At 54.9% G+C, this 23,273-nt stretch carries 24 protein-coding genes; 11 read left to right on the plus strand and 13 right to left on the minus strand.

What is annotated here, in order from left to right:
- Positions 1 to 116: 116 nt before the first annotated feature.
- From ACSZPU_RS12245 to ACSZPU_RS12260, 4 genes are all read right to left on the minus strand, one after another.
- Entirely contained in the window at positions 117 to 305 is a 189-nt protein-coding gene (locus ACSZPU_RS12245; protein ID WP_498999012.1) for a YdiH family protein, read from the minus strand.
- 91 nt (positions 306 to 396) lie between these two features.
- On the minus strand, positions 397 to 1,161 hold the full coding sequence (locus ACSZPU_RS12250; protein ID WP_498999015.1) for a class I SAM-dependent methyltransferase: 765 nt from the start codon (positions 1,159 to 1,161) through the stop codon (positions 397 to 399).
- A 287-nt stretch (positions 1,162 to 1,448) separates the two neighbouring features.
- Positions 1,449 to 1,634 carry a hypothetical protein gene (locus ACSZPU_RS12255; protein WP_498999016.1) on the minus strand — a complete coding sequence of 62 codons (186 nt, stop codon included), beginning with the start codon at positions 1,632 to 1,634 and terminating at the stop codon, positions 1,449 to 1,451.
- A gap of 184 nt (positions 1,635 to 1,818) precedes the next feature.
- Positions 1,819 to 3,435, minus strand: a complete 1,617-nt coding sequence (locus ACSZPU_RS12260; protein ID WP_498999018.1) for an ABC transporter substrate-binding protein — start codon at positions 3,433 to 3,435, stop codon at positions 1,819 to 1,821.
- 187 nt (positions 3,436 to 3,622) lie between these two features.
- Here ACSZPU_RS12260 and mpaA point away from each other — a divergent pair, with 187 nt between their 5' ends.
- A complete protein-coding gene (mpaA, locus tag ACSZPU_RS12265) occupies positions 3,623 to 4,336 on the plus strand; it encodes a murein tripeptide amidase MpaA (RefSeq protein ID WP_498999021.1) in 714 nt (237 codons plus the stop codon).
- Here mpaA and ycjG read toward each other — a convergent pair.
- Complete coding sequence (gene ycjG / locus ACSZPU_RS12270; RefSeq protein ID WP_498999023.1) at positions 4,318 to 5,292, minus strand: L-Ala-D/L-Glu epimerase; 975 nt, start codon at positions 5,290 to 5,292, stop codon at positions 4,318 to 4,320. The two genes, mpaA and ycjG, sit on opposite strands and share 19 nt — an antisense overlap.
- A 117-nt stretch (positions 5,293 to 5,409) precedes the next feature.
- Between ycjG and tpx the strand changes: the two genes are divergently transcribed.
- On the plus strand, positions 5,410 to 5,916 hold the full coding sequence (tpx, locus tag ACSZPU_RS12275; RefSeq protein WP_498999026.1) for a thiol peroxidase: 507 nt from the start codon (positions 5,410 to 5,412) through the stop codon (positions 5,914 to 5,916).
- Positions 5,917 to 5,958: 42 nt separating this feature from the next.
- Here the strand turns inward: tpx and tyrR are convergent, their stop codons facing one another.
- The 8 genes from tyrR to pspA form a co-directional block, all read right to left on the minus strand.
- Positions 5,959 to 7,500, minus strand: coding sequence for a transcriptional regulator TyrR (gene tyrR / locus ACSZPU_RS12280; protein ID WP_498999028.1), 1,542 nt, complete (start codon positions 7,498 to 7,500; stop codon positions 5,959 to 5,961).
- Positions 7,501 to 7,641: 141 nt separating this feature from the next.
- Entirely contained in the window at positions 7,642 to 8,706 is a 1,065-nt protein-coding gene (locus ACSZPU_RS12285; protein ID WP_498999031.1) for a TIGR01620 family protein, read from the minus strand.
- A complete protein-coding gene (locus ACSZPU_RS12290; protein WP_498999062.1) occupies positions 8,703 to 10,100 on the minus strand; it encodes a YcjX family GTP-binding protein in 1,398 nt (465 codons plus the stop codon). Before ACSZPU_RS12290 ends, ACSZPU_RS12285 begins: the two co-directional genes overlap by 4 nt.
- Before the next feature lie 114 nt (positions 10,101 to 10,214).
- A complete protein-coding gene (pspE, locus tag ACSZPU_RS12295) occupies positions 10,215 to 10,529 on the minus strand; it encodes a thiosulfate sulfurtransferase PspE (protein WP_498999033.1) in 315 nt (104 codons plus the stop codon).
- Between the two features lie 91 nt (positions 10,530 to 10,620).
- Positions 10,621 to 10,839: a phage shock protein PspD gene (gene pspD, locus ACSZPU_RS12300; RefSeq protein WP_498999035.1), complete on the minus strand. Its 219-nt coding sequence runs from the start codon at positions 10,837 to 10,839 to the stop codon at positions 10,621 to 10,623.
- 17 nt (positions 10,840 to 10,856) lie between these two features.
- Positions 10,857 to 11,216, minus strand: coding sequence for an envelope stress response membrane protein PspC (gene pspC, locus ACSZPU_RS12305; RefSeq protein WP_498999037.1), 360 nt, complete (start codon positions 11,214 to 11,216; stop codon positions 10,857 to 10,859).
- Positions 11,216 to 11,440, minus strand: a complete 225-nt coding sequence (gene pspB / locus ACSZPU_RS12310) for an envelope stress response membrane protein PspB (RefSeq protein ID WP_498999039.1) — start codon at positions 11,438 to 11,440, stop codon at positions 11,216 to 11,218. Before pspB ends, pspC begins: the two co-directional genes overlap by 1 nt.
- Before the next feature lie 67 nt (positions 11,441 to 11,507).
- Positions 11,508 to 12,176 carry a phage shock protein PspA gene (pspA, locus tag ACSZPU_RS12315; RefSeq protein ID WP_498999041.1) on the minus strand — a complete coding sequence of 223 codons (669 nt, stop codon included), beginning with the start codon at positions 12,174 to 12,176 and terminating at the stop codon, positions 11,508 to 11,510.
- 166 nt (positions 12,177 to 12,342) lie between these two features.
- Between pspA and pspF the strand changes: the two genes are divergently transcribed.
- From pspF to ACSZPU_RS12360, 9 genes are all read left to right on the plus strand, one after another.
- The gene (gene pspF / locus ACSZPU_RS12320; protein ID WP_498999043.1) at positions 12,343 to 13,323 is read left to right on the plus strand and encodes a phage shock protein operon transcriptional activator; all 981 of its coding nucleotides are present in this window, start codon (positions 12,343 to 12,345) and stop codon (positions 13,321 to 13,323) included.
- A gap of 98 nt (positions 13,324 to 13,421) precedes the next feature.
- A complete protein-coding gene (sapA, locus tag ACSZPU_RS12325) occupies positions 13,422 to 15,062 on the plus strand; it encodes an ABC transporter substrate-binding protein SapA (RefSeq protein ID WP_498999045.1) in 1,641 nt (546 codons plus the stop codon).
- Entirely contained in the window at positions 15,059 to 16,024 is a 966-nt protein-coding gene (gene sapB / locus ACSZPU_RS12330; protein WP_498999047.1) for a putrescine export ABC transporter permease SapB, read from the plus strand. Before sapA ends, sapB begins: the two co-directional genes overlap by 4 nt.
- Positions 16,011 to 16,901, plus strand: a complete 891-nt coding sequence (sapC, locus tag ACSZPU_RS12335; protein ID WP_498999049.1) for a putrescine export ABC transporter permease SapC — start codon at positions 16,011 to 16,013, stop codon at positions 16,899 to 16,901. Before sapB ends, sapC begins: the two co-directional genes overlap by 14 nt.
- On the plus strand, positions 16,901 to 17,893 hold the full coding sequence (sapD, locus tag ACSZPU_RS12340; protein ID WP_498999052.1) for a putrescine export ABC transporter ATP-binding protein SapD: 993 nt from the start codon (positions 16,901 to 16,903) through the stop codon (positions 17,891 to 17,893). Before sapC ends, sapD begins: the two co-directional genes overlap by 1 nt.
- 1 nt (position 17,894) lies before the next feature.
- Positions 17,895 to 18,701 carry a putrescine export ABC transporter ATP-binding protein SapF gene (gene sapF, locus ACSZPU_RS12345; protein ID WP_498999054.1) on the plus strand — a complete coding sequence of 269 codons (807 nt, stop codon included), beginning with the start codon at positions 17,895 to 17,897 and terminating at the stop codon, positions 18,699 to 18,701.
- 122 nt (positions 18,702 to 18,823) lie between these two features.
- Positions 18,824 to 19,612 carry an enoyl-ACP reductase FabI gene (gene fabI / locus ACSZPU_RS12350; protein ID WP_498999056.1) on the plus strand — a complete coding sequence of 263 codons (789 nt, stop codon included), beginning with the start codon at positions 18,824 to 18,826 and terminating at the stop codon, positions 19,610 to 19,612.
- A 253-nt stretch (positions 19,613 to 19,865) separates the two neighbouring features.
- Positions 19,866 to 21,023 carry a carboxymuconolactone decarboxylase family protein gene (locus ACSZPU_RS12355; RefSeq protein WP_498999058.1) on the plus strand — a complete coding sequence of 386 codons (1,158 nt, stop codon included), beginning with the start codon at positions 19,866 to 19,868 and terminating at the stop codon, positions 21,021 to 21,023.
- A gap of 139 nt (positions 21,024 to 21,162) precedes the next feature.
- Entirely contained in the window at positions 21,163 to 23,097 is a 1,935-nt protein-coding gene (locus ACSZPU_RS12360) for an exoribonuclease II (protein WP_498999061.1), read from the plus strand.
- Positions 23,098 to 23,273 lie beyond the last annotated feature (176 nt).

Genomic DNA, 23,273 nt, shown 5'->3' on the forward strand with positions numbered 1-23,273 from the left:
GGTTTTGATAACTGACTTAAAGCTGAAAGCTTTCCGGAACCCCCAGCCTAGCTGGGGGTTTTCTGTGCACAAAAAAATGCGCCCTTGCGAGGGCGCTTTTCAACAATGGACGATGTTTAGTGGATGCCCAACCGCCAGGCAAAATCGATCTCTTCTTTCAGCTCGTTATGCGAGAGCGTCAGCAAATCCGCGAATTCCAGCCTGAGTTGTTTTAATTTCTTAAGATATTCAGCAGGCGTTAATCCGCTTTTGTCGCGACGGAGATATTCAATTGCCAGTTGAGTGGGGTCTAATTCGGTCTGCATATAATCCTCATGTGTGGTTAAAACATAACCACTATAACACATTTTTCCGACCAAATTTTGACCAAAATCGTATTCACGTTCGGCTTCATACTTATTTTCGCGAACAACAAGCAATAAAATTCAGCTGGTTACGATGGGTTCGAAAATAGCGGAACATGCCGGTAAAACGTTTACGATTTTCAGCGGTACGCATGCCGTTGAAAACAATTTTAATCGCCCGCCCCAAACCTTCATCACGGATAAGCCCGGCAGGCGACATCAGCGACATCGCGCCACTGTGGGTATCTACCCGGCTAAACCCACTGTCGAGAAACAGTTGCTTCCAGGCAAGCTGGCTCATCGGGCTGACGTGTGACTTCACCACATCCTGCAACTGCCCATGTGAATCGGACGCGAGGTCACCACGGGTTAGCATGATGTCATGGGTCAGCAGGCAGCCACCTTTTTTCAGCACCCGGTAATATTCGCTCACCAGTTTGGCTTTCGCTTTGTCTGCATACATGGTCAGCATGGCTTCGTTTATCACGACATCAAAACTCTCATCCGCAAACGGCAATTTCCCGGCATTGGCTTCCAGAATCTGGATGTTTTCGCTAAGTCCCGCTTCACGTACACGCTGCGTTGCCGTGGCGAGTGCGTTCTTGTCCATGTCGATTGCGCAGATGCGACAGCCAAAGCGCTGGGCCAGCTCGATCGACGTTGTGGCCATATTGCACGCCACCTCCAGAACCGTTGTGTCACCATTCAGTTGTGCCTGGATTACCGGCCATTCTGTCGCTTCCACACCGCCGGGACGCAAACGGGTCTTGCCCAGACTCGCTAAAAAAGTATGCCCTGCTCGTTCGCTTACGTTCATGTTTCATCCCTCTCACCAAAAGTTGCATTATAAATACAACATTTAGATTGTCAGCGAAAGAGTGAGAATGGTTTTTGTTTAAGGACAACAAAATTTGCATCTCACACAAAAAAAGGGGTTGAATGGTTAAATGATAAGGATTATCTTTCTCATTACTGAATAGTTGAGTAAAACACTCGGGTATTCAGTACGACATTGCTCACATTGCTTCCAGTATTTTTGCCCGCTTAACTTAAGCGGGCTTTTTTTCCCCTAACGTTCCATGGCCCCCGGTTTTCGCGCGATAACTACGCGTCAGATGGGTTCTTCCCACTCAGCAGTGTTGATTCATGCTCCATGACGACATTGACAAGTTCTTCGATGGCCGCTGCCGCAGTCAGCACCAGCCGCTTCTCGACGATACATTCCTCACGCTCATTCTCTACCGCATCCTTTAGAAATTTTGCGTAAGCCTGGTATGTTTTTATTGTCATACTACGTTTCCGCTTTCATTCGAATGCGTTAACTATAACAAGCAGCCCGACAAGCGAACCGCGAACTGACACTTTTAAGAACATATTGAGGCGCTTTCAGACTAATCCTTCAGCGTCGGGAAGAACAGAAATGCAGGGCTGGCGCGCACTTCCGCGCCAGCTATATGAGTGGAGAGTCTGAGAATCAATGTTTAATCAAATACATCGTGCGCGTATAGGCCACATCTTCCGGGTTAGTGATCGGATAACCTTTCAGCCACGGCTTAATCAGACGTCCATTGGTGTACTGATAGACAGGAATGATCGGCGCTTTTTCGGCAATGATTTTCTCTGCCGCGTTGTAATCCGCATTACGGGCTGCCGCCTGCGTTTCCTGTGCGGCCTGGCTGATAACTTTGTCATACGCCGGATCTTTGAAGCGCGCGATATTACCACTGTGGGTGGAAGTCAGCAGCGATAAGAAGGTAGACGGCTCATTGTAGTCGCCCACCCAGGAGGCGCGGATGACATCGAAATTACCGGTATTGCGGCTATCAATGTAAGTTTTCCACTCCTGGTTCTGCAATTTGACGTCAATACCCAGATTCTTTTTCCACATCGATGCCACCGCAATCGCGATTTTCTGATGTGTTTCAGAGGTGTTATACAGCAGCGTCAGCTCCAGCGGACGTTGCGGACCGTAACCCGCCGCCTGCAGCAGTGTTTTTGCCTGCGCATTAAGTTCCGCCTGGCTCATCTCTTCCATCGCAGAGGGTTGAGGCTTAAACCCTGCGGTCACATCCGGCGTGAAGCGCCAGGCCGGTTTTTCCCCGGTCCCCAGCACTTTTTCAGCCACCACGCGGCGGTCGACCGTCATACTCAGCGCCAGACGTACGCGCGGATCGGCCGTCGGGCCTTTCTGCGTGTTCAAAGCGTAGTAATACGTACCCAATTGCGGTGGTGTGTAGACCTGGCCCGGAATATCTTTTAGCAGTTTCTGGTACTGGTTTTTCGGGAAGGATTCAGTGATATCAATATCACCGGCAAGATAACGATTGGTCGCCGCCGTTTCCTGGTTGATTGGCACAAACGTCACCTTCTGAATGACGGTTTTGCTGTTATCCCAGTAATGGGTATTGGGTTTGAGCTCGATTTTCTCATTCACCACCCGGTTTTCCAGCACATAGGCGCCGTTCCCCACCAGATTGCCGGGACGCGTCCAGTCGGCGCCGCTTTCCACATTGGTCTTCTGCACCGGATAGAGTGCGAAATTCGCCACCAGATTGGCAAACCACGGCAGCGGTTTATCGAGTTGCACGCGCAGAGTGCGGGCGTCAACCGCCGTCACGCCAAGCTTATCCGGTGTCGCTTTACCATCAATAATATCCTGCGCATTGGTGATTCCCGCCAGTGCGGCAAACCAGGCAAAAGGTGACGTTGTTTTTGGGTCGACCAGACGCTGCCAGCTATAAACAAAATCTTGTGCGGTCACGGGCGTGCCATCGGACCATTTCGCATCATTACGCAGGGCGAAGGTCCAGACGCGGTTATCGCTGGTCTGCCACTTCGTGGCAACCCCCGGAATGATTTCGCCCTTCTCATTCTGATTTACCAGGCCTTCGTACAGATCGCGAATCACCTGGATTTCCGGCAGCCCCACCGCTTTCGCCGGATCAAGGCTCGCGGGTTCGTCTTTAATGTGGCGCACCAGCTCCTGTTTCTGGGCCAGCACCGTGCCCTGGGGAACATCCGCAGCCCAGGACAATGAGGAAAAACCACAGAGTAAAAGCGCACAACTGAGCAACGAGACAGGATGCTTCATGAGATCCCCTTTTATATTTTGAAGCTAAGCGAAAGATGGGGTAATTATTTGTTTTAGAACGAGGGAATGCAAATCTTCGTCGGCGGAAAGTTGACGTCTATTCCTTTTTGTCAGAATACGGCAATAATTTGCCGGGGCGAGAAAGATGCCCAACACTTACGACACGCCAACCATAAAAAGGATGACTATGCCTGCCTCACGCCCACGCCCGGAACGAGGTGCCTTTCCTTCCGGCAGCGAACATTACGGACATTCTCTGTTAGGTGCTCCGCTCATTTGGTTTCCGGCAACTGAAGCCTCGCACGCCAGCGGGCTTATCATTGCGGGAACCCACGGTGATGAAAATTCCTCTATCGTGGCGCTCTCCTGCGCCTTGCGTACGCTGAAACCGGAGCTGCGCCGACATCATGTTGTGCTGGCCGTCAATCCGGATGGTTGTCAGCTTGGCCTGCGCGCCAATGCCAGCGGTGTGGATTTGAATCGCAACTTCCCGGCCGCGAACTGGAAGCCCGGCGAGACGGTTTACCGCTGGAATAGCGCAGCCGAAGCGCGTGATGTGGTGTTGTCGACAGGGAATGCGCCCGGCTCTGAACCGGAAACACAGGCATTGTGCCAGCTGATTCATCAGTTGCGTCCGGCCTGGGTGGTATCGTTTCACGATCCGCTGGCGTGCGTGGAAGATCCGCGTAACAGTGCGTTTGGCCAGTGGCTGGCGCAGGCGTTTAGCCTACCGCTGGTCACCAGCGTCGGTTATGAAACGCCGGGCTCATTTGGCAGCTGGTGTGCGGATATGAATTTGCACTGCATCACGCTGGAATTCCCGCCGGTTTCAGCCGATGAAGCCAGCGAGAAATACCTCAGCGCGATGACCGCGCTGCTGCGTCATGATATGGCGAGATGAAGCTGACCGGGGGTGAAATGCAGTGCCGGTTCAACATCCACCGCAAGCCAGGTGGGGCCGTCGAGATCGGCAAAACGGACCTCAGCGGCCAGAGGTAGCGCCGCGCCAATGGCCCGCGAGGTGCAAATCATACAGCCCAGCATCAGACCAAAACCTTGCTCGCGCGCCGCACGGGCAAGGGTCAGCGCTTCTGTCAGCCCACCGGTTTTGTCCAGCTTGATGTTGACCATTTCATAGCGCCCCACCAGCCCCGCGAGATCCCGCTGCGTGTGGCAACTTTCGTCAGCGCAGATGGGCAGAGGATGGATAAAATTGTCCAGCGCGGCATCGTCACCGGCCGGAAGCGGCTGTTCCAGCATCGCCACACCGAGGTCCGCCAGAAGCTGACAGCGGGCGGCAAGCCCTTCGCTCTGCCAGGCTTCATTGGCATCGACAATCAGCGTGGCATCCGGCGCGGCAGCACGGATCGCCACCAGCCTTTCGCTGATCAAATGATCGTCAAGTTTCACCTTGAGCAGTCGCGCCCCGGTTTCCCACAGCGCCGACGCACTGGCGGCCATCTGTTCGGGTGTTCCGATTACCACCGTTTGCGCGGTGGTAACAGTGGCGGGCAAGGTCACGCCCACATACTGTTCCAGCGTCATACCCTGTCGCCGGGCCTCCAGATCCCACAGTGCGCAGTCAACAGCGTTGCGCGCCGCGCCGGGTGGCAGCAGTGTCTGGAGTTCTTCACGGGTCAGCCGGTTTTCCAGCTGCGGCAGGATAGTCATGATCTGCGCGATAACCGAGGCCTCGCTTTCGCCATAGCGTGGGTATGGCGTGCACTCTCCTACGGCTTTCACGCCGTCATCTTCCAGTTCAACAACCACTACCCGCGCCTCGCTACGCGCACCGCGTGCGATCACAAATGGCGTGTGTAACGGCCAGGTTTCATCATAAACCTTGACGCTTCTCATCCCTTTCTCCTCTGCCGCCCTTTCCACGATTATAGATGCGAAATTAGGTTTGCCGTGGTCCTTGCTTTCAGAATACACTAGCGCCGAAGTTAACTATATGTAAACAGGAAGATATCTATGTCACAGCTTGTCCATTTCCAGGGTAATCCAGTTTCCGTTGCCGGTAAGATTCCGCAGATCGGCTCCAAAGCCGCGCCATTCTCTCTCGTAGCAAAAGATCTGTCTGACGTTGCATTGAGCCAGTTTGCAGGTAAGCGCAAAGTTCTGAACATTTTCCCGAGCATTGATACCGGTGTTTGCGCCGCATCTGTGCGTAAATTTAACGAACTGGCAACAGGCGTAAACGACACCGTCGTGCTGTGCATTTCTGCTGACCTGCCGTTCGCCCAGTCTCGCTTCTGCGGCGCAGAAGGTCTGAGCAATGTGATCACCCTGTCCACTCTGCGTAACGCAGAGTTTCTGGAAAACTACGGTGTGGGCATTTCTGAAGGCGCACTGAAAGGCCTGGCGGCGCGTGCTGTGGTGGTGATTGACGAAAACGACAACATCATTTTCAGCCAGCTGGTGAATGAAATCACCAACGAGCCTGACTATACTTCCGCGCTGGAAGTGCTGAAAGGCTAAGAAAGTCTGCCCGGCAACGCACTGTTTGCCGGGCAATCCGCATTACTCGTCGCCCTTCTTCTGACTCAATCCATATTCCCGCAATTTATTCGCGATCGCCGTATGCGAGACGCCAAGGCGTTTAGCCAGCTTACGCGTGCTGGGGAAATTGCGATAAAGCTGCGTCAGCACCGAACGTTCAAAGCGGCTGGTGATCTCATCCAGCGACCCTTCCATCGCATCTTCACCCACCGGCATGGTGGCCGCATCAAAGTCCGGCAGCAGGATATCCTGTGAGCGCAGCTCATAACCTTCCAGTTGGGTAAGCGCACGATAAACGGCGTTCTTCAGCTGACGGACGTTACCCGGCCAGCCGTAACGCGTCAGGACATTACCCACATCGGCCGAGAGTTTGGGGCGGGGAACGCCTTGCTCATCGGCAAAGCGCGCAACGAAGAGTTCGGTCAGCGGCATGATGTCTTGCGGACGCTCGCGCAGCGGCGGCAGGTTCAGCGTCAGTACATTCAGGCGATAATAAAGGTCTTCACGGAACAAACACTTTTGCACCAAATCCACCAGGTTACGTTGGGTGGCACAGATCACCCGCACATCAACGTGCACCTCGTGGTCTTCACCGACACGGCGGAATGTTCCGTCGTTGAGAAAACGCAGCAGTTTGACCTGCATCCGCGCCGACATTTCACCGATTTCATCCAGCAATACCGAGCCGCCGTTGGCTTGCTCAAAGAAGCCCTTTTTCCCTTCCGGGGCGTGGCCGAACAGCTCGCTTTCGACGGCATCTTCCGGAATCGATGCGCAGTTCAGCGCCAGATAGGGTTTCGCCGCACGCGGGCTGGCCATATGACAAGCGCGCGCCAGCAGATCTTTGCCCGTGCCCGTGTCACCGGTGATCAGCAGCGGTGCGGTCAGCGTGGCCAGCTTACGCGCCTGCTCCATCACCTGACGCATCTTCGGACTGACGGCAACAATCTGACTGAATGCACCCAGATCCTGTTGCGAGAGATTTTGAAGCTGACGACCCATGCGGACGGTGGAACGCAGCATGACCACCGCGCCGGTCAGAACCGGTTCGCCGGTTTCCCCTTCCAGATGTACCGGGGTGATTTCCATCAGGAAGTTTTGTCCGCTAATAGCAACATGTTCGCTGTGGGAGTTATGTGGGTTGCTTTCCAGCCAGCGCGTGAAGTTAAAACCAGAAATCAGCTGGACCGCGTTGTGATTGCGCAATTTGCTCTGGTCCAGCGCAAACAGCTGGCAACTGGCCGGGTTTGCCAGCTCGATTTTACCTTTCATATCCAGCGATAAAACCGGTTCCGGCAACGCTTCCAGCACCGCGCTTAAGGCACGATGTTCACGCTCGGAAGGCATCCACAATACGGTGCGCACATCGGTGACGCCAGGGATGCGGCGAATCTCCGCCATCAGACTGCTGAATGTATTAAACTCCAGAGCGGCAAAATTCAGGTAGATGCGCCCGACAGGGTCTATCTCAATTCCGCGTAAATCAATGCCGCGTAACACCAGTAAATCCAGCAGTTCGCGTGTCAAACCCAGCCGGTCTTCACAAAAGACTTCAAGACGCATGGAAATATCACCCTACATAATCAACTAATGCCAGGATGATATGTCAGTTCCCGTCCGGCAGGAAGATGTCTGTCAAGAAATATTGACAGCATGGCGGAAAATTGGGCGCTACGCCGTAAAGTTATACGCGCAGCGCGCAATTTATAGTCCATCACTCTTCGGTGCTTTACCCTTTTGCACTGTCTCTTTGAGCTGAACGATGAGCTGACGGCGGAAATCCCCGAGGCGCGGTTTGTCATCACCAAGCCACGGCAGCGGACGGCACAGCTCCATGGCTTTGATACCTAAGCGGGCAGTCAACAGGCCTGCGCCAATCCCTTGTGCCGCGCGGGCAGAAAGACGCGCCGCAAGATCTTGCGACATCCAGTCCATCCCCACTTCGCGCACAATTTCACTGGCCCCGGCAAAGGCGATATTAAGCAGCACCAGGCGGAACAGCCGCAGTCGGCTGTAATATCCCAGCTCAATGCCATACAGCGTGGCAATGCGGTTAATCAAACGCAGGTTGCGCCAGGCGATAAACGCCATATCGACCACTGCCAGCGGACTAACGGCAATCATCAGGGTAGATTCTGCCGCTGAGCGGCTGATTTCACGCCGAGCCTGGTTATCCAGCACCGGCTGAACAATTTGGGCATACAGTGACACCACTTCCCGGTCGTTTTGCGTTTCATGGATGGCGGCATACCAGCGTTGCAGTGCCGGATGTGCATGATCGAGCCCAGCCTGACGCGCCAGGGTTTCGCAAAATGCGCGCCCTTTTCCCGTCCCGTGACTGTGCAGCAGTTCCCGCGCATCGTCCCGCGCCTGCGCACGCTGACGCAAGCGCCACAGCCGACGCCACTCCGTCGCCACGGATCCGACGCCCGCACCGACAATCAATGCTCCGGCGGCGCAACCGCCCATCGCCACCCAGTCCTGGGTCTGCCAGGCATTCATCGCCCATTGCACGCCCTGTCCCACCACGCTTGCGCCAAACAGCGCCATCCCGGTGAGGACCATTTTGTGCCACAGGCTACGTTTAGGTCGCAGCGCAGCCTCTACTGCGGCTTCTGCCGGGCCTTCGTCACGGATTTCGTCGGGATTGACCGGCGCAAAGTTTTCCACCTGATCGCCGCTGAATATCTGCGCGGCTTTGACCTGCATGACGGTTTCCGCTTCCAGCGGCCCGGCAAAATCGATACGCGGTTTGAGTGGTTCGCTCATCGCAATTTATCTCCCAGTAAAAACTCCAGCGCGGCATCCAGACGGATATGCGGCAACGGCTTATCAACGTCCAGCACCTGCGGACGGAAGGACTCAAACTGAAACCCCTGCTTTTCCCAGAATGCCTGCCCGGGCAAACGCGCCGGGACTTCGCCGGGGTAGAATGTCAGCGGTGAACCATCGCTCAGGCGATGACCGCGTAAGGCGGGGATCTTCTCGCCGTTAACCTCAATCAACCCACTTTGCGTTGCCTGAACGGATGCCAGGCCAACACAATCCATGCTGATGCCCTCAAACGCGGCGTTTTGCCACGCATCCTGGATCAGTTGCTGGAGCAACGACACCATATTGGCGTGCTGATCGAGGGTGACATGGTCGGCTTTGGTCGCGGCAAACAGCAGTTTGTCGATAACCGGCGAAAACAGACGGCGGAACAGCGTCCGTTGGCCGTAGTGAAAACTTTGCATCAGTTGCGTGAGCGCCAGACGCATATCGCTAAAGGCCTGCGGCCCGCTATTGAGCGGTTGCAGGCAGTCTACCAGCACGATCTGGCGGTCAAAACGCAGGAAGTAATTCTTATAAAAATCCTTCACCACGCGCTCGCAATAGTAGTTAAACCGCTCACGCAGCATACCTGCATTGGTGTGTTTACCCGCCTGCGCCAGTTTCGCTTCGCCCGTGTCGTCCACATTGGGCCATGGGAAAAACTGCAGCGCAGGCGCACCGGCCATATCACCAGGCAGAACAAAACGTCCCGGCTGAATAAAATGCAGCCCTTCCCGTTTGCACTGGTGCAAATAATCGGTCCACGCGGCGGCAATGTCCGCCAGGCGGTTTTCATCGGCGGGTGCTAAAGGATCCAGCCCTTCACACAAGTCCTGCCACTTCTGCGACCATTCTCCGCGTTGCCCCTGCAACAGGCCGCGCATCTGCCGCGACCAGCTCAGGTAATCCTGGGCGAGCATCGGTAAATCCAGCAGCCATTCCCCCGGATAGTCGACAATTTCCAGGTACAGCGTGGAGGTCTCTTTAAAATGGCGCAGCAGGGAGTCCTGCGAACGGAAACGCAGTGCCAGGCGAATCTCGCTCACGCCGCGTGTCGGCGTGGGCCATATCGGCAGCGTGCCGTAAAGCTGCGCCAGCCCTTCATCATAGGTAAAACGTGGGATACCAAAATCACGCTGAGGCACGCGCTTAACGCCAAGCAGACGTTCTTCCCGCACCGCGCTGAGCAACGGCAGGCGCGCGCCTGCGTGAATGTTAAGCAACTGATTAACCATCGCGGTGATAAACGCCGTCTTGCCGCTCCGGCTAAGCCCGGTCACGGCGATGCGCAGATGGCGATCCATCCCGCGATTGACCAGCGCATTCAGTTCATTTTTCCATCGTTCAATCGTCATTCCGTGCCGCCATGAAATCTGAAAATTTATTCATAGAATATATGAGATGAGGTGTACTTCGGCAGATATCAACGGTGGCGAGGCGAATGGCCCCGCCGCAGGAAGGTGTTATTCGGCGGTCACCACGGGTTTGTTCAGACCGGCAATGCCGCCCATATTGACGACATGCTGGTAACCCAATTTTTGCAACGCATCCTGTGCCAGCGTCGCATGACGCCCGGAATTGCAGTACAGGTAAAGGGTGTCCTCTTTTGCCAGTGGCGAAAAGGTTTCGGCCTGAATATCGCTGAGCGGGATGTTTAGCGCCCCCTGAACATGCTCGCGCTGGAATTGTTCCGGTATCCGCACATCAATCCAGTGTTCTGCAGCAAACGCCGGCGTGCTGGCAGCGAGCGCAGCAGCGATAACCGTTTCTTTTAGCATCTGTCCTTCCTTTGGTGTTGTTGAGTCCTTCGCCAACTATACGCGCAGCCATTTTGCCGTTGTACCGCCGTTATCGCATTTTCCGCGCGGATTACTGCATAAAACGCTTCGAGAATTTGCTCGCCAGGCGATTGAGCAACGGTTCAAGCGCGAAGGCCAACAGCAGTTTTACCGGGCGTCGTGCCACCGATTTCACCGCCCAGCCTGCCACACCCGCCGGGCCAAAGCGCAGCGCGGCCAGCAGGACCACTTTCCCGGCGATTTTCATCCCCGGTTTGACTTTCAGCGTTGTTTGTTGCCAGGTTGCCATTTCCTTATACCTCTTCATTAAAGCTGTCGAAAACGGCTGCGCAGTGAGAACGTGTCGGAAGTGACATAACGTTCCATCTGGCGCAGACGGCGTTCACCAGCTTCCAGTTCCGCGTCTACGGCATCCAGAAGCTGGCTGCTGGTTGGCGTGTTTTCAGCGTCAACCGCGCTCTCTGGCATCGGATCCAGGAAAAAGGTCATGACGATATAGACCACCACAACCGGGAAAAACAGCCCGAACAACATGGCCAGCACAGTGATCAAACGAATGAGTTTCACCGGCACATCCAGATAGTGTGCCACCCCGGCACACACCCCTTTCACCATCCCTTGCTGCGGGATACGCCATAATTTTTTATTGCTGTTTAAACCTGCCATCAGCGATCTCTCCAGTTCGGATGCTCTGCATCGAGAATATCTTCCAGCGCCTGAATACGTTCACGCATCCGCCGGGCTTCGTCGCTCAGTTGCACCAGCCGTTGCTGCTCACTTTGCGCGAGTTCGCCGCGTGAAGAGCGGTTGTTGTAGTGCAGCCATATCCAGACCGGCAAAATAAACAGCACGAATAACGTCAGGGGAATAGCCAGAAAAAGCGCGCTCATGTGTACTCCTTACAGGTGATAATGGGGCGACATCTCCCGATGCCGCCTGCAATGTCTTGCAAAAATGTTATTGATTATCCTGTTTCATTTTTGCTTTCAGCTGCGCCAGTTGTTCGCTGATTTCGTCATCCGCTTTCAGTTCGGAGAACTGCTGATCCAGCGTTTTGTGTTTACCGAAACCGTGGCTCTCCGCTTCGGCTTCCATCTGGTCAATGCGGCGTTCGAAAGATTCAAAACGGGCCATCGCCTCATCAATCTTGCCGCTATCAAGCTGGCGACGCACATCGCGGGACGAACTCGCGGCCTGATGGCGTAAAGAGAGTGCCTGCTGGCGCGCACGCGTTTCGCTAAGCTTGCTTTCCAGCTCGCCGATCTCTTTTTTCATCCGGGCGAGGGTTTCATCCACCTGCACCACTTCCTGCTCCAGCGTTTCAATCAGCGCCGTTACTTTTTGTTTTTCGATCAACGCCGCGCGGGCAAGATCGTCTTTATCTTTACGCAGTGCCAGCTCGGCTTTTTCCTGCCATTCAACCTGTTGCGCGGTCGCCTGTTCAACGCGACGGACGAGCTGTTTTTTCTCCGCCAGCGCACGGGCTGAGGTTGAACGCACTTCGACCAGCGTGTCTTCCATTTCCTGAATCATCAGACGCACAAGCTTTTGCGGATCTTCTGCGCGCTCCAGCAGCGAGTTGATGTTGGCGTTCACGATGTCGGCAAAACGAGAAAAAATACCCATAATCTGTTCCTCTTGATTTCTGTAATCGGGCCTTGCCCTGCTCTCAGGTATTACAATCTTCGTGCCAATTTTTTAACAAATTGATTTTTAACAAAATGCTAAATTTTACCGCTGCGGTTTTTTAGTCTACAGTGGTGAATAACGCTAACAAGTGGCGAAATTCATCATGGCTGAACAAAGAGACAATCTGCTGGGCGAATCCAACAGCTTCATTGAAGTGCTGGAACAGGTTTCGCGTCTGGCTCCGCTCGATAAACCGGTGCTTATCATCGGCGAACGCGGCACAGGGAAAGAATTAATCGCCAATCGTCTGCACTACCTGTCGAGCCGCTGGCAAGGGCCGTTTATCTCCCTGAACTGCGCCGCGCTTAACGAAAATCTGCTCGATACCGAACTGTTTGGCCATGAAGCGGGGGCCTTTACCGGGGCGCAAAAACGCCATCCCGGACGTTTTGAACGCGCCGACGGTGGCACGCTGTTTCTCGATGAGCTGGCCACCGCCCCCATGCTGGTGCAGGAAAAACTGCTGCGCGTGATTGAATACGGTGAACTGGAGCGCGTCGGTGGCAGCCAGCCTCTGCAGGTTAACGTACGCCTGGTATGCGCCACCAATGCCAACCTGCCGGAGATGGTTTACAAAGGCACCTTCCGCGCCGACCTGTTGGATCGTCTGGCGTTTGATGTGGTGCAGCTTCCTTCGCTACGCCAGCGTCAGAGCGACATCATGCTGATGGCCGATCATTTTGCCATCCAGATGTGCCGAGAATTGAACATGCCGCTGTTCTCAGGCTTTACCGACCACGCGCGGGAAACACTGATGCGCTACAGCTGGCCGGGGAATATTCGTGAGCTGAAAAACGTGGTCGAACGTTCTGTATATCGCCACGGCACCAGCGAAACGCCGCTGGATGAAATCATTATCGATCCTTTCAATAATGAGACTCCCACCGTCGAGGCGGTTTTCCCTGAATCAGACGGGTTACCCACACTGCCTGTCGACCTACGCCAGTTTCAGCATAATCAGGAACACGAATTGCTGTTAAACAGTTTGCAGCAGTCGAAATTTAACCAGAAACGGGCCGCTGAACTGCTGGGACTGACCTATCACCAGCTGCGCGCACTGTTGAAAAAACACCAGATCAGCTGAAATCGCTGACAATAACAGCAGTCGTCATCAGACATTTGTACGAAGCTATGGCAAGTGCGATACACTTTGCTCATGAATCTAAAATCGTTGAAAAAAACATGCGTCTGCTTCCCCCTTTCCTGCTGATCGCCGCGAGCCTGTGGGCCGGTATTGCGCAATCTGCTTCACCGCAGACGGCGCCTGCTGATATTCGCGATAGCGGTTTCGTTTATTGCGTTAACGGACAGGTAAGCACATTTAACCCACAGAAAGCGGGCAGCGGCCTGACTGTGGATACGCTGGCGGCGCAGCTTTACGATCGCCTGCTGGACGTGGACCCCTATACCTACCGCCTGGTACCCGAACTGGCGGAAAGCTGGGAAGTACTGGATAACGGCGCGACTTATCGCTTCCACCTGCGTGATGGCGTCGCGTTTCAGACCACCGAATGGTTCAAACCCAAACGTAATTTCAACGCCGACGACGTTGTTTTTACCTTCCAGCGCATTTTTGATCGCGATAATCCCTGGCATAACGTTAACGGTGCCAGCTTCCCGTATTTCGACAGCCTGCAATTTGCCGATTCCGTGCAAAGCGTCCGCAAGCTCGATACCCACACGGTGGAATTTCGCCTGCGTCAGCCGGACGCCTCTTTCCTGTGGCACCTGGCCACCCATTACGCGTCTGTGATGTCCGCCGAATACGCGGCAATTCTGGCTAAATCAGACCATCAGGAACTGCTTGACCGCCAGCCCGTCGGCACAGGTCCGTTCCAGTTAGCGGAATACCGCGCCGGGCAATATGTCAGGTTACAACGTCACGCACACTTCTGGCGCGGAACGCCACTGATGCCACAGGTGGTAGTGGATTTGGGCTCCGGCGGTACCGGGCGCTTATCTAAATTGCTGACCGGTGAGTGCGATGTGCTGGCCTGGCCTGCGGCAAGCCAGTTAACGATTTTGCGCGACGACCCGCGCCTGCGCCTGACGCTGCGTCCGGGCATGAACATCGCCTATCTGGCGTTTAATACCGACAAAGCGCCGCTCAACAACCCGGAAGTTCGCCACGCGCTGGCATTATCCATCAATAACCAGCGCCTGATGCAGTCCATCTATTATGGCACGGCTGAAACCGCCGCGTCGATTCTGCCGCGCGCCTCCTGGGCTTATGACAGTGAAGCGAAAGTCACGGCATACGATCCGGAAAAAGCACGGGCACGCCTGAAAGAGCTTGGGCTGGAAAACCTGACGCTGCATTTGTGGGTGCCGACCACCTCACAGGCCTGGAACCCCAGCCCGCTCAAAACGGCCGAGCTGATTCAGGCTGATATGGCGCAGATTGGCGTTAAGATCGTCATCGTTCCCGTTGAAGGCCGCTTCCAGGAAGCGCGCCTGATGGATATGAACCATGACCTTATCCTTTCCGGCTGGGCAACCGACAGTAATGACCCGGACAGCTTCTTCCGCCCCTTACTGAGCTGCGCAGCTATCGATTCTCAGACCAATTTCGCGCACTGGTGTAATCGCGATTTTGACAGCGTGCTGCAAAAAGCGCTGGCATCACAGCAACTGTCCCAACGCATTGATGCGTATGATGAGGCACAGAAAATCCTGGCGCAGGAACTTCCGGTTCTGCCGCTCGCCTCGTCGCTACGTCTGCAGGCTTACCGCTATGATATTAAAGGGCTGGTGCTGAGCCCATTTGGCAGCGCCTCGTTCGCCGGGGTGACGCGGGAAAAAGAAGAGGTGAAAAAACCATGATCATTTTTACCTTACGCCGCCTGCTGCTTCTGCTGGTGACGCTGTTTCTGTTGACGTTTATCGGCTTTAGCCTGAGTTATTTCACGCCTCACGCGCCGTTGCAGGGCGCGTCGCTGTGGAACGCCTGGGTTTTCTGGTTTAACGGGCTGCTGCACTGGGATTTTGGTGTGTCGAGTATCAACGGCCAGTTGATTTCTGAGCAGCTTAAAGAAGTGTTCCCGGCCACCATGGAACTGTGCATTTTCGCCTTCAGTTTTGCCCTGCTGGTGGGTATTCCCGTGGGCATGATGGCGGGCATTATGCGCAATAAATGGCAGGACAAACTGATCAGCGCCATCGCCCTGCTCGGTTTCTCCATTCCGGTGTTCTGGCTTGCGCTACTGTTAACGCTCTTCTTTTCCCTGACCGTGGGCTGGCTACCAGTTTCTGGCCGTTTCGACCTCTTGTACGAAGTAAAGACAGTCACTGGTTTTTCTATTATTGATGCCTGGTTGTCTGATTCCCCATGGCGTGACGAAATGATCATCAGCGCCATTCGCCATATGGTGCTGCCGGTGCTGACGCTGGCGATGGCACCCACGACCGAAGTCATCCGGCTGATGCGTATCAGCACCATCGAAGTGTTCGACAAAAACTACGTTAAGGCAGCAGCAACGCGCGGTATTTCACGCCTGACCATCTTGCGCCGCCATGTGCTGCACAATGCCCTGCCACCGGTTATCCCACGCCTGAGCCTGCAGTTTTCGACCATGTTGACGCTGGCGATGATCACCGAGATGGTGTTCAGCTGGCCAGGGCTGGGGCGCTGGGTCATCAACGCCATCCGCCAACAAGATTATGCGGCAATCTCTGCCGGGGTGATGGTGATAGGCTCGCTGGTTATCATCGTGAACGTGCTTTCTGATATCCTGGGTGCACTGGCTAACCCATTGAAACATAAGGAATCGCATGCCTTACGATAGCGTCTACAGAGAAAAGCGTCCGCCCAGTACGCGACTCACCGCATGGCGAAAATTCTACGGCGACACCACGGCGATGATTGGCCTGTACGGCTGTGCGGCGCTGGTGGTGCTGTGCGTATTCGGTGGTTGGTTCGCCCCCTATGGCATCGATCAGCAGTTTTTGGGCTATCAGCTCTTGCCACCATCATGGTCGCGCTATGGCGAGGTCTCTTTCTTCCTCGGCACCGACGATTTGGGCCGCGATGTGTTAAGTCGTTTGTTAAGCGGCGCGGCGCCAACCGTGGGCGGTGCTTTTCTGGTGACATTCGGCGCTACACTTTTTGGGCTGGCGCTGGGGGTATTCGCCGGAGCAACGCACGGCCTGCGCTCCGCGGTGCTGAATCATATTCTGGATACTCTGCTCTCTATTCCGTCACTGTTGTTGGCCATTATTGTCGTGGCCTTCGCCGGGCCGCACCTTTCCCACGCCATGTTCGCCGTCTGGCTGGCGCTCCTGCCGCGCATGGTGCGGTCGGTTTACAGCATGGTGCACGATGAACTGGAAAAAGAGTACGTTATTGCCGCCCGTCTGGACGGCGCATCAACGCTGAATATTCTGTGGTTCGCCGTGTTGCCCAACATGACCTCCGGGCTGGTCACTGAGATTACCCGCTCGCTGTCGATGGCGATTCTGGATATCGCCGCTCTGGGCTTCCTTGATTTAGGGGCGCAGCTTCCTTCTCCGGAATGGGGAGCCATGCTCGGTGATGCGCTGGAACTCATTTATGTTGCCCCCTGGACAGTTATGCTGCCAGGTGCTGCAATTATGTTGAGCGTTCTGTTAGTCAATCTGCTGGGCGATGGTATTCGCCGCGCGATTAATGCGGGGGTGGAATAATGCCACTGCTGGACATTCGCAATCTGACCATTGAAGTGAAGACCGGTGACGACTGGGTCAAAGCCGTCGACCGGGTGAGCCTGACGCTGGCCGAAGGGGAAATACGCGGTCTGGTGGGTGAGTCCGGTTCTGGTAAAAGCCTTATCGCCAAGGCCATTTGCGGCGTGGCGAAAGAGAACTGGCGCGTCACCGCCGATCGTATGCGTTTCGACGATATCGATCTGATGCGCCTTTCCTCGCGTGAGCGGCGTAACCTGCTTGGCCATAACGTGTCGATGATTTTCCAGGAGCCGCAGTCCTGTCTCGATCCCTCCGAACGCATTGGCAAACAACTGATGCAGAATATCCCTGGCTGGACGTGGAAAGGCGGTTTCTTCCGTCGCTTTGGCTGGCGCAAGCAGCGCGCCATCGAGTTGTTGCACCGCGTAGGCATCAAAGATCATAAAGATGCGATGCGCAGTTTCCCCTACGAACTGACCGAAGGGGAATGCCAGAAAGTGATGATCGCCATCGCACTGGCTAACCAACCTCGCCTGCTCATTGCCGATGAACCGACCAACGCGATGGAACCGACGACACAGGCGCAAATTTTCCGTCTGCTGACCCGCCTGAACCAGAACAACAACACCACCATTTTGTTGATCAGCCACGATTTGCAGATGCTGAGCAACTGGGCCGACCGCATTAACGTTATGTACTGCGGACAAACGGTGGAAACCGCGCCAAGTGAAGATCTGGTGACCACACCGCACCATCCCTATACCCAGGCGTTGATTCGCGCGATCCCGGATTTTGGCAGTGCGATGACGCATAAGAGCCGCCTGAATACTATGCCAGGTGCCATTCCGCTACTGGAACACCTGCCGATTGGCTGCCGCCTTGGGCCACGCTGCCCGTATGCCCAACGTAAATGTGTAGAAAGACCGCGTCTGAGTGGTGCGAAAAACCATCTGTATGCCTGTCATTTCCCGCTGAATATGGAGAGAGAGTGAGATGGTCGAAACACTGCTAGAAGTGCGTAACCTGAGCAAGACCTTTCGCTACCGTACTGGGTGGTTTCGTCCGCAAACCGTAGAGGCGGTGAAGCCACTCAGTTTTACCCTGCGCGAGAAGCAAACCCTGGCGATTATCGGTGAGAACGGTTCCGGCAAGTCAACGCTGGCAAAAATGCTGGCGGGCATGATTGAACCCTCCACTGGTGAGTTATTGATTGACGATCATCCACTCAATTACGGCGATTATTCGTTTCGCAGTCAGCGCATCCGCATGATTTTCCAGGACCCGTCGACCTCGCTTAATCCGCGTCAGCGTATTTCGCAGATCCTCGATTTCCCGCTGCGGCTCAACACCGACCTGGAACCGGAGGCGCGGCAAAATCGTATCTATGAAACATTGCGCATGGTCGGCCTGCTGCCGGATCACGCCAGCTACTACCCGTACATGTTCGCACCAGGGCAAAAACAGCGTCTGGGCCTGGCCCGTGCATTGATATTGCGCCCGAAGGTGATAATCGCCGACGAGGCGCTGGCCTCGCTGGATATGTCGATGCGCTCGCAACTTATTAACCTGATGCTGGAATTACAGGAAAAACAGGGTATCGCTTATATTTATGTGACCCAGCATATTGGCATGATGAAGCACATTAGCGATCAGGTGCTGGTGATGCATCAGGGGGAAGTCGTGGAACGCGGCAGCACTGCCAGCGTTCTGTCCTCCCCGCTGCATGATCTGACTAAGCGTTTGATTGCCGGACATTTTGGTGAAGCATTGACTGCCGATGCCTGGCGGCAGGATCGCTGAGGCGAACGTCCCTTTCAGTGGTCGGATTAACTCATCCGGCGAGTCATGCCAGAGTCGCCGCGTTTTAACAACGATCGGTGTTTATCGTCGGTCGTTTAACCGAGATGACAAGGACCAAAACCATGGGTTTTCTCACCGGTAAGCGCATTCTGGTAACAGGTGTTGCCAGCAAACTTTCCATCGCCTACGGCATTGCGCAAGCGATGCACCGCGAAGGTGCTGAACTGGCCTTCACCTATCAGAACGACAAACTGAAAGGCCGTGTTGAAGAGTTTGCCGCGCAACTGGGTTCCAGCATCGTGCTGCCTTGCGATGTTGCAGAAGATGCCAGCATCGACACCCTGTTCAGCGACCTGGTTAAAATCTGGCCGAAATTCGACGGATTCGTTCATTCCATCGGCTTTGCGCCTGCCGACCAACTGGACGGTGACTACGTTAACGCCGTGACCCGCGAGGGCTTTAAAATCGCCCATGACATCAGCTCCTACAGCTTCGTAGCACTGGCGAAATCCTGTCGTAAAATGCTGAATCCGGGCTCAGCGTTGCTGACCCTGTCCTACCTGGGTGCAGAACGCGCTATCCCTAACTATAACGTGATGGGCCTGGCGAAAGCCTCTCTGGAAGCCAACGTACGCTACATGGCAAACGCGATGGGCCCGGAAGGTGTGCGCGTAAACGGCATCTCGGCGGGCCCAATCCGCACCCTGGCGGCATCGGGTATCAAAGATTTCCGTAAAATGCTGTCCCATTGCGAAGCGGTGACCCCGATTCGCCGCACCGTGACCATTGAAGATGTGGGTAACACTGCGGCCTTCCTGTGTTCCGACCTGTCTGCCGGTATTTCTGGTGAAGTGGTGCACGTTGACGGTGGTTTTAACATCGCTGCAATGAACGAGCTGGAACTGAAATAATCCCCCTCGCCCTCTGCCGTAGAGGGCGAGTTTTCCTGTCATTTCTCTTATTTATCCCCCCGAATTTTACCTACACTATTACTGCCTTCCTGCTGCCCGTGCTTTTAACGTTATATATATCTTTCTGATATTTATTATCACTTAACATTCTTTCATCCCTCTCCCCGCATACGCCAGGATAAAGCAGCGAAAAAGATCCGCGTACCAGCATAACGACGTGTCCGGATCGCCACTTTTAGACCAAGGAACGACCATGGAACAACGCCGTGTTTCCGGCAAAAGCCACTGGTATCATGAAACCCAGTCGAGCGCCCGTCAGGCTCAGGCGCTACCCTTAGTTCCCGAAGCGGCAACAGTTGACGATCCATTCCTCCTCAACCTCACGCTGTCGGATGCGTTAATTCAGGCATGTGAAAGCTGGCTGACACCGGCAAGGGCGCTGTACAAATTACTGTTTCCCCAGCGAGTGACGGTTAACCGCCTGCACACATTCGGTGCCTATGATCGTCTTAGCACCGCCTTAACCGTTGCCCAGGTGTATGGCGTCCAGCGTCTGTGTAATCACTATGCTGCCCGTCTTGCCCCCCTTCCCGGGCCTGATTCTTCCCGCGAGAGTAACCGACGCCTGGCGCAAATCACACAATATGCCCGCCAGCTCGCCCTTTCGCCTGCTGTTATCGACGCCCGCGCCCGTCAGCAACTGGATGAAGTGGGTTTGACGGAATACGACATTATCCTGATGGGCCAGGTTATCGGTTTTATTGGTTTTCAGGCTCGTGCCATTGCCACTTTTCAGGCACTGCAGGGGCAACCCGTACGCTGGATCCCCGGCATGGAGATGCAACAGGAGGCCGAACAGACCCGCTTTGTGGAAACGCAAACCGAGTGGACGCCGGGTATTGCGACGGTGGATTTACGCACTGCCAGCGCACGTCAACTTGAGTCCCTCGCCGCCTGGCAGCCATTGTCTGCATTTCGCCTCCTCGCCCCCGTGCTGGCGCATGAGTCACCGACTCTGGATGCCCTGGGTGAAATTTATACAGGCGCGCACTCTGCGTTAGCGGACGACAACATATCTCCCCTGGTGACCCTCTACACGGCGCGTATTAACGGCAGCGTAAACTGTTTTAGCGAAAGCTGGCAGAGCTGGCACGGCGATGATGATCTTGCCGAAGCCGTTCGTAACGGTGATCGGGTACTCAAACGATTAGGACAAACTCGAGAGAAAGAAGGTGCCATTGCACAAGCGGTCCAGATGCTGACCTGCGCCCCCGATCGTTTTAGCCCGGCGCATTTTGCCCAGTTGAAAGATCAGGGAATTAGCGAAACATCGGCCATCGGATTGCTCATCTGGTGCGCGTTATGCGGCTGGTTAAACCGTCTGAAAATTGCCTTCGGCGATATTGCCTGACCCTGCCATAAGCATCCTGACCGAGTGTGTGGCTTTTTGCTCAGTCAGGGACGGATTTTTTGCAGAAAGAGCGCTTGCTGCAACAGGCAGATTCGCGTAAAACTGTCAGCCGCTCTTTCAGCCACGAAAATACAAAACTATGTTTCAGGACAACCCGCTGCTCGCGCAGCTAAAACAGCAACTTCATTCCAAAACACCCCGTGCGGAAGGTGTCGTTAAAGCCACGGAAAAAGGCTTTGGTTTCCTCGAAGTCGATGCGCAAAAAAGCTACTTTATTCCGCCGCCGCAGATGAAAAAAGTGATGCACGGTGACCGTATCGTAGCCGTGATCCACACCGAAAAGGAACGCGAATCCGCTGAACCTGAAGAGCTGGTTGAGCCGTTCCTGAGCCGTTTTGTTGGCCGGATTCAGAGGAAAGATGACCGTCTTTCTATCGTTCCGGACCATCCGCTGATTAAAGACGTTATCCCTTGCCGCGCCGAACGTAACGTGACACATGATTTCAAAGATGGCGACTGGGCCGTTGCCGAGATGCGCCGTCACCCGCTCAAGGGCGACCGCACCTTCTATGCCGAACTGACACAGTTCATCACCTTTGGCGACGACCACTTCGTGCCATGGTGGGTCACCCTGGCGCGCCACAACCTTGAAAAAGAAGCACCAGACGGCGTGGCGACTACCCTTCTGGATGAAGGTCTTGAGCGTATCAACCTGACCGCGCTGGATTTTGTCACTATCGACAGTGCCAGCACCGAAGATATGGACGATGCGTTGTATGTTGAAGAGACCGCCGAAGGCAAACTGCAACTGACGGTCGCTATCGCCGATCCGACCGCGTGGATCGCAGAAGGCAGTAAGCTGGATAACATCGCCAAAGTGCGTGCGTTCACCAACTATCTGCCGGGCTTCAACATTCCGATGCTGCCGCGTGAACTGTCTGATGACCTGTGTTCACTGCGCGCCAATGAAGTTCGCCCGGTACTGGCCTGCCGCATGACCTTAGATGCGGAAGGCGCTATCGAAGACAATATCGAATTCTTCGCTGCGACCATCACATCGAAAGCCAAACTGGTCTATGACGAGGTCTCAGACTGGCTGGAAAACGCCGGAAGCTGGCAGCCTCAGAACGACGCCATCGCCGCACAGATTCGTCTGCTGCACCGTGTGTGCCAGGCGCGTTCACAGTGGCGTCAAACCCATGCTCTGGTATTCAAAGACCGCCCGGACTATCGCTTTATTCTTGGCGAAAAAGGCGAAGTGCTGAATATCGTTGCCGAACCGCGCCGTATCGCGAATCGGATTGTTGAAGAATCAATGATAGCTGCCAACATCTGTGCCGCTCGCGTGCTGCGCGACAAACTCGGTTTTGGTATCTACAACGTGCACATGGGCTTTGATCCGGCAAACAGCGAACAGCTTGCCACCCTGCTGAAAGGCCACGGTATGCATGTGGATGCGCAAGAAGTGCTGACGCTGGATGGTTTCTGCAAATTGCGTCGCGAGCTGGATGCACAGCCGTCGGGCTTCCTCGATAGCCGCATTCGCCGCTTCCAGTCCTTTGCTGAAATCAGCGTCGATCCAGGTCCGCACTTTGGTCTGGGTCTCGAAGCGTACGCCACCTGGACATCCCCGATTCGTAAGTACGGCGATATGATCAACCATCGTCTGCTCAAAGCGGTGATCAAAGGTGAAACGCCAGCACGTCCGCAGGCCGAAGCGACCGTACAGATGGCTGAACGTCGCCGTCTGAACCGCATGGCCGAACGCGATGTCGGCGACTGGTTGTATGCCCGCTACCTGCAGGACAAAGCCGGTACCGATACCCGCTTTAGCGCCGAGATTATTGATATTAGTCGCGGTGGCATGCGTGTTCGTCTGGTGGATAACGGTGCCGTAGCGTTTATTCCGGCACCGTTCCTGCACGCGGTACGTGATGAACTGGTGTGCAGCCAGGAAACTGGCACCGTGCAGATTAAAGGCGAAACCGCTTATAAAGTGACTGACGTTATTGACGTCACTATCGCGGAAGTACGTATGGAAACCCGCAGCATTATCGCGCGCCCAGCCGCCTGATAACCCACGCTGTTTCGCTCCCTCTGCCTTTCAGAGGGAGCGAAAATCTCTTTGTGAAAGCGATACCACCCTCATTTTTTTTCAAATCCCCACAAAAAGCCTTAGATAGTGTCGTCACGAGGATAAAAATCATTGATAATAGGGCCTTCTAATCAGAAGGCCCTATTATCATGACT

The sequence above is a fragment of the Phytobacter sp. V69 genome (assembly GCF_965644215.1).
Classification (GTDB): domain Bacteria; phylum Pseudomonadota; class Gammaproteobacteria; order Enterobacterales; family Enterobacteriaceae; genus Phytobacter.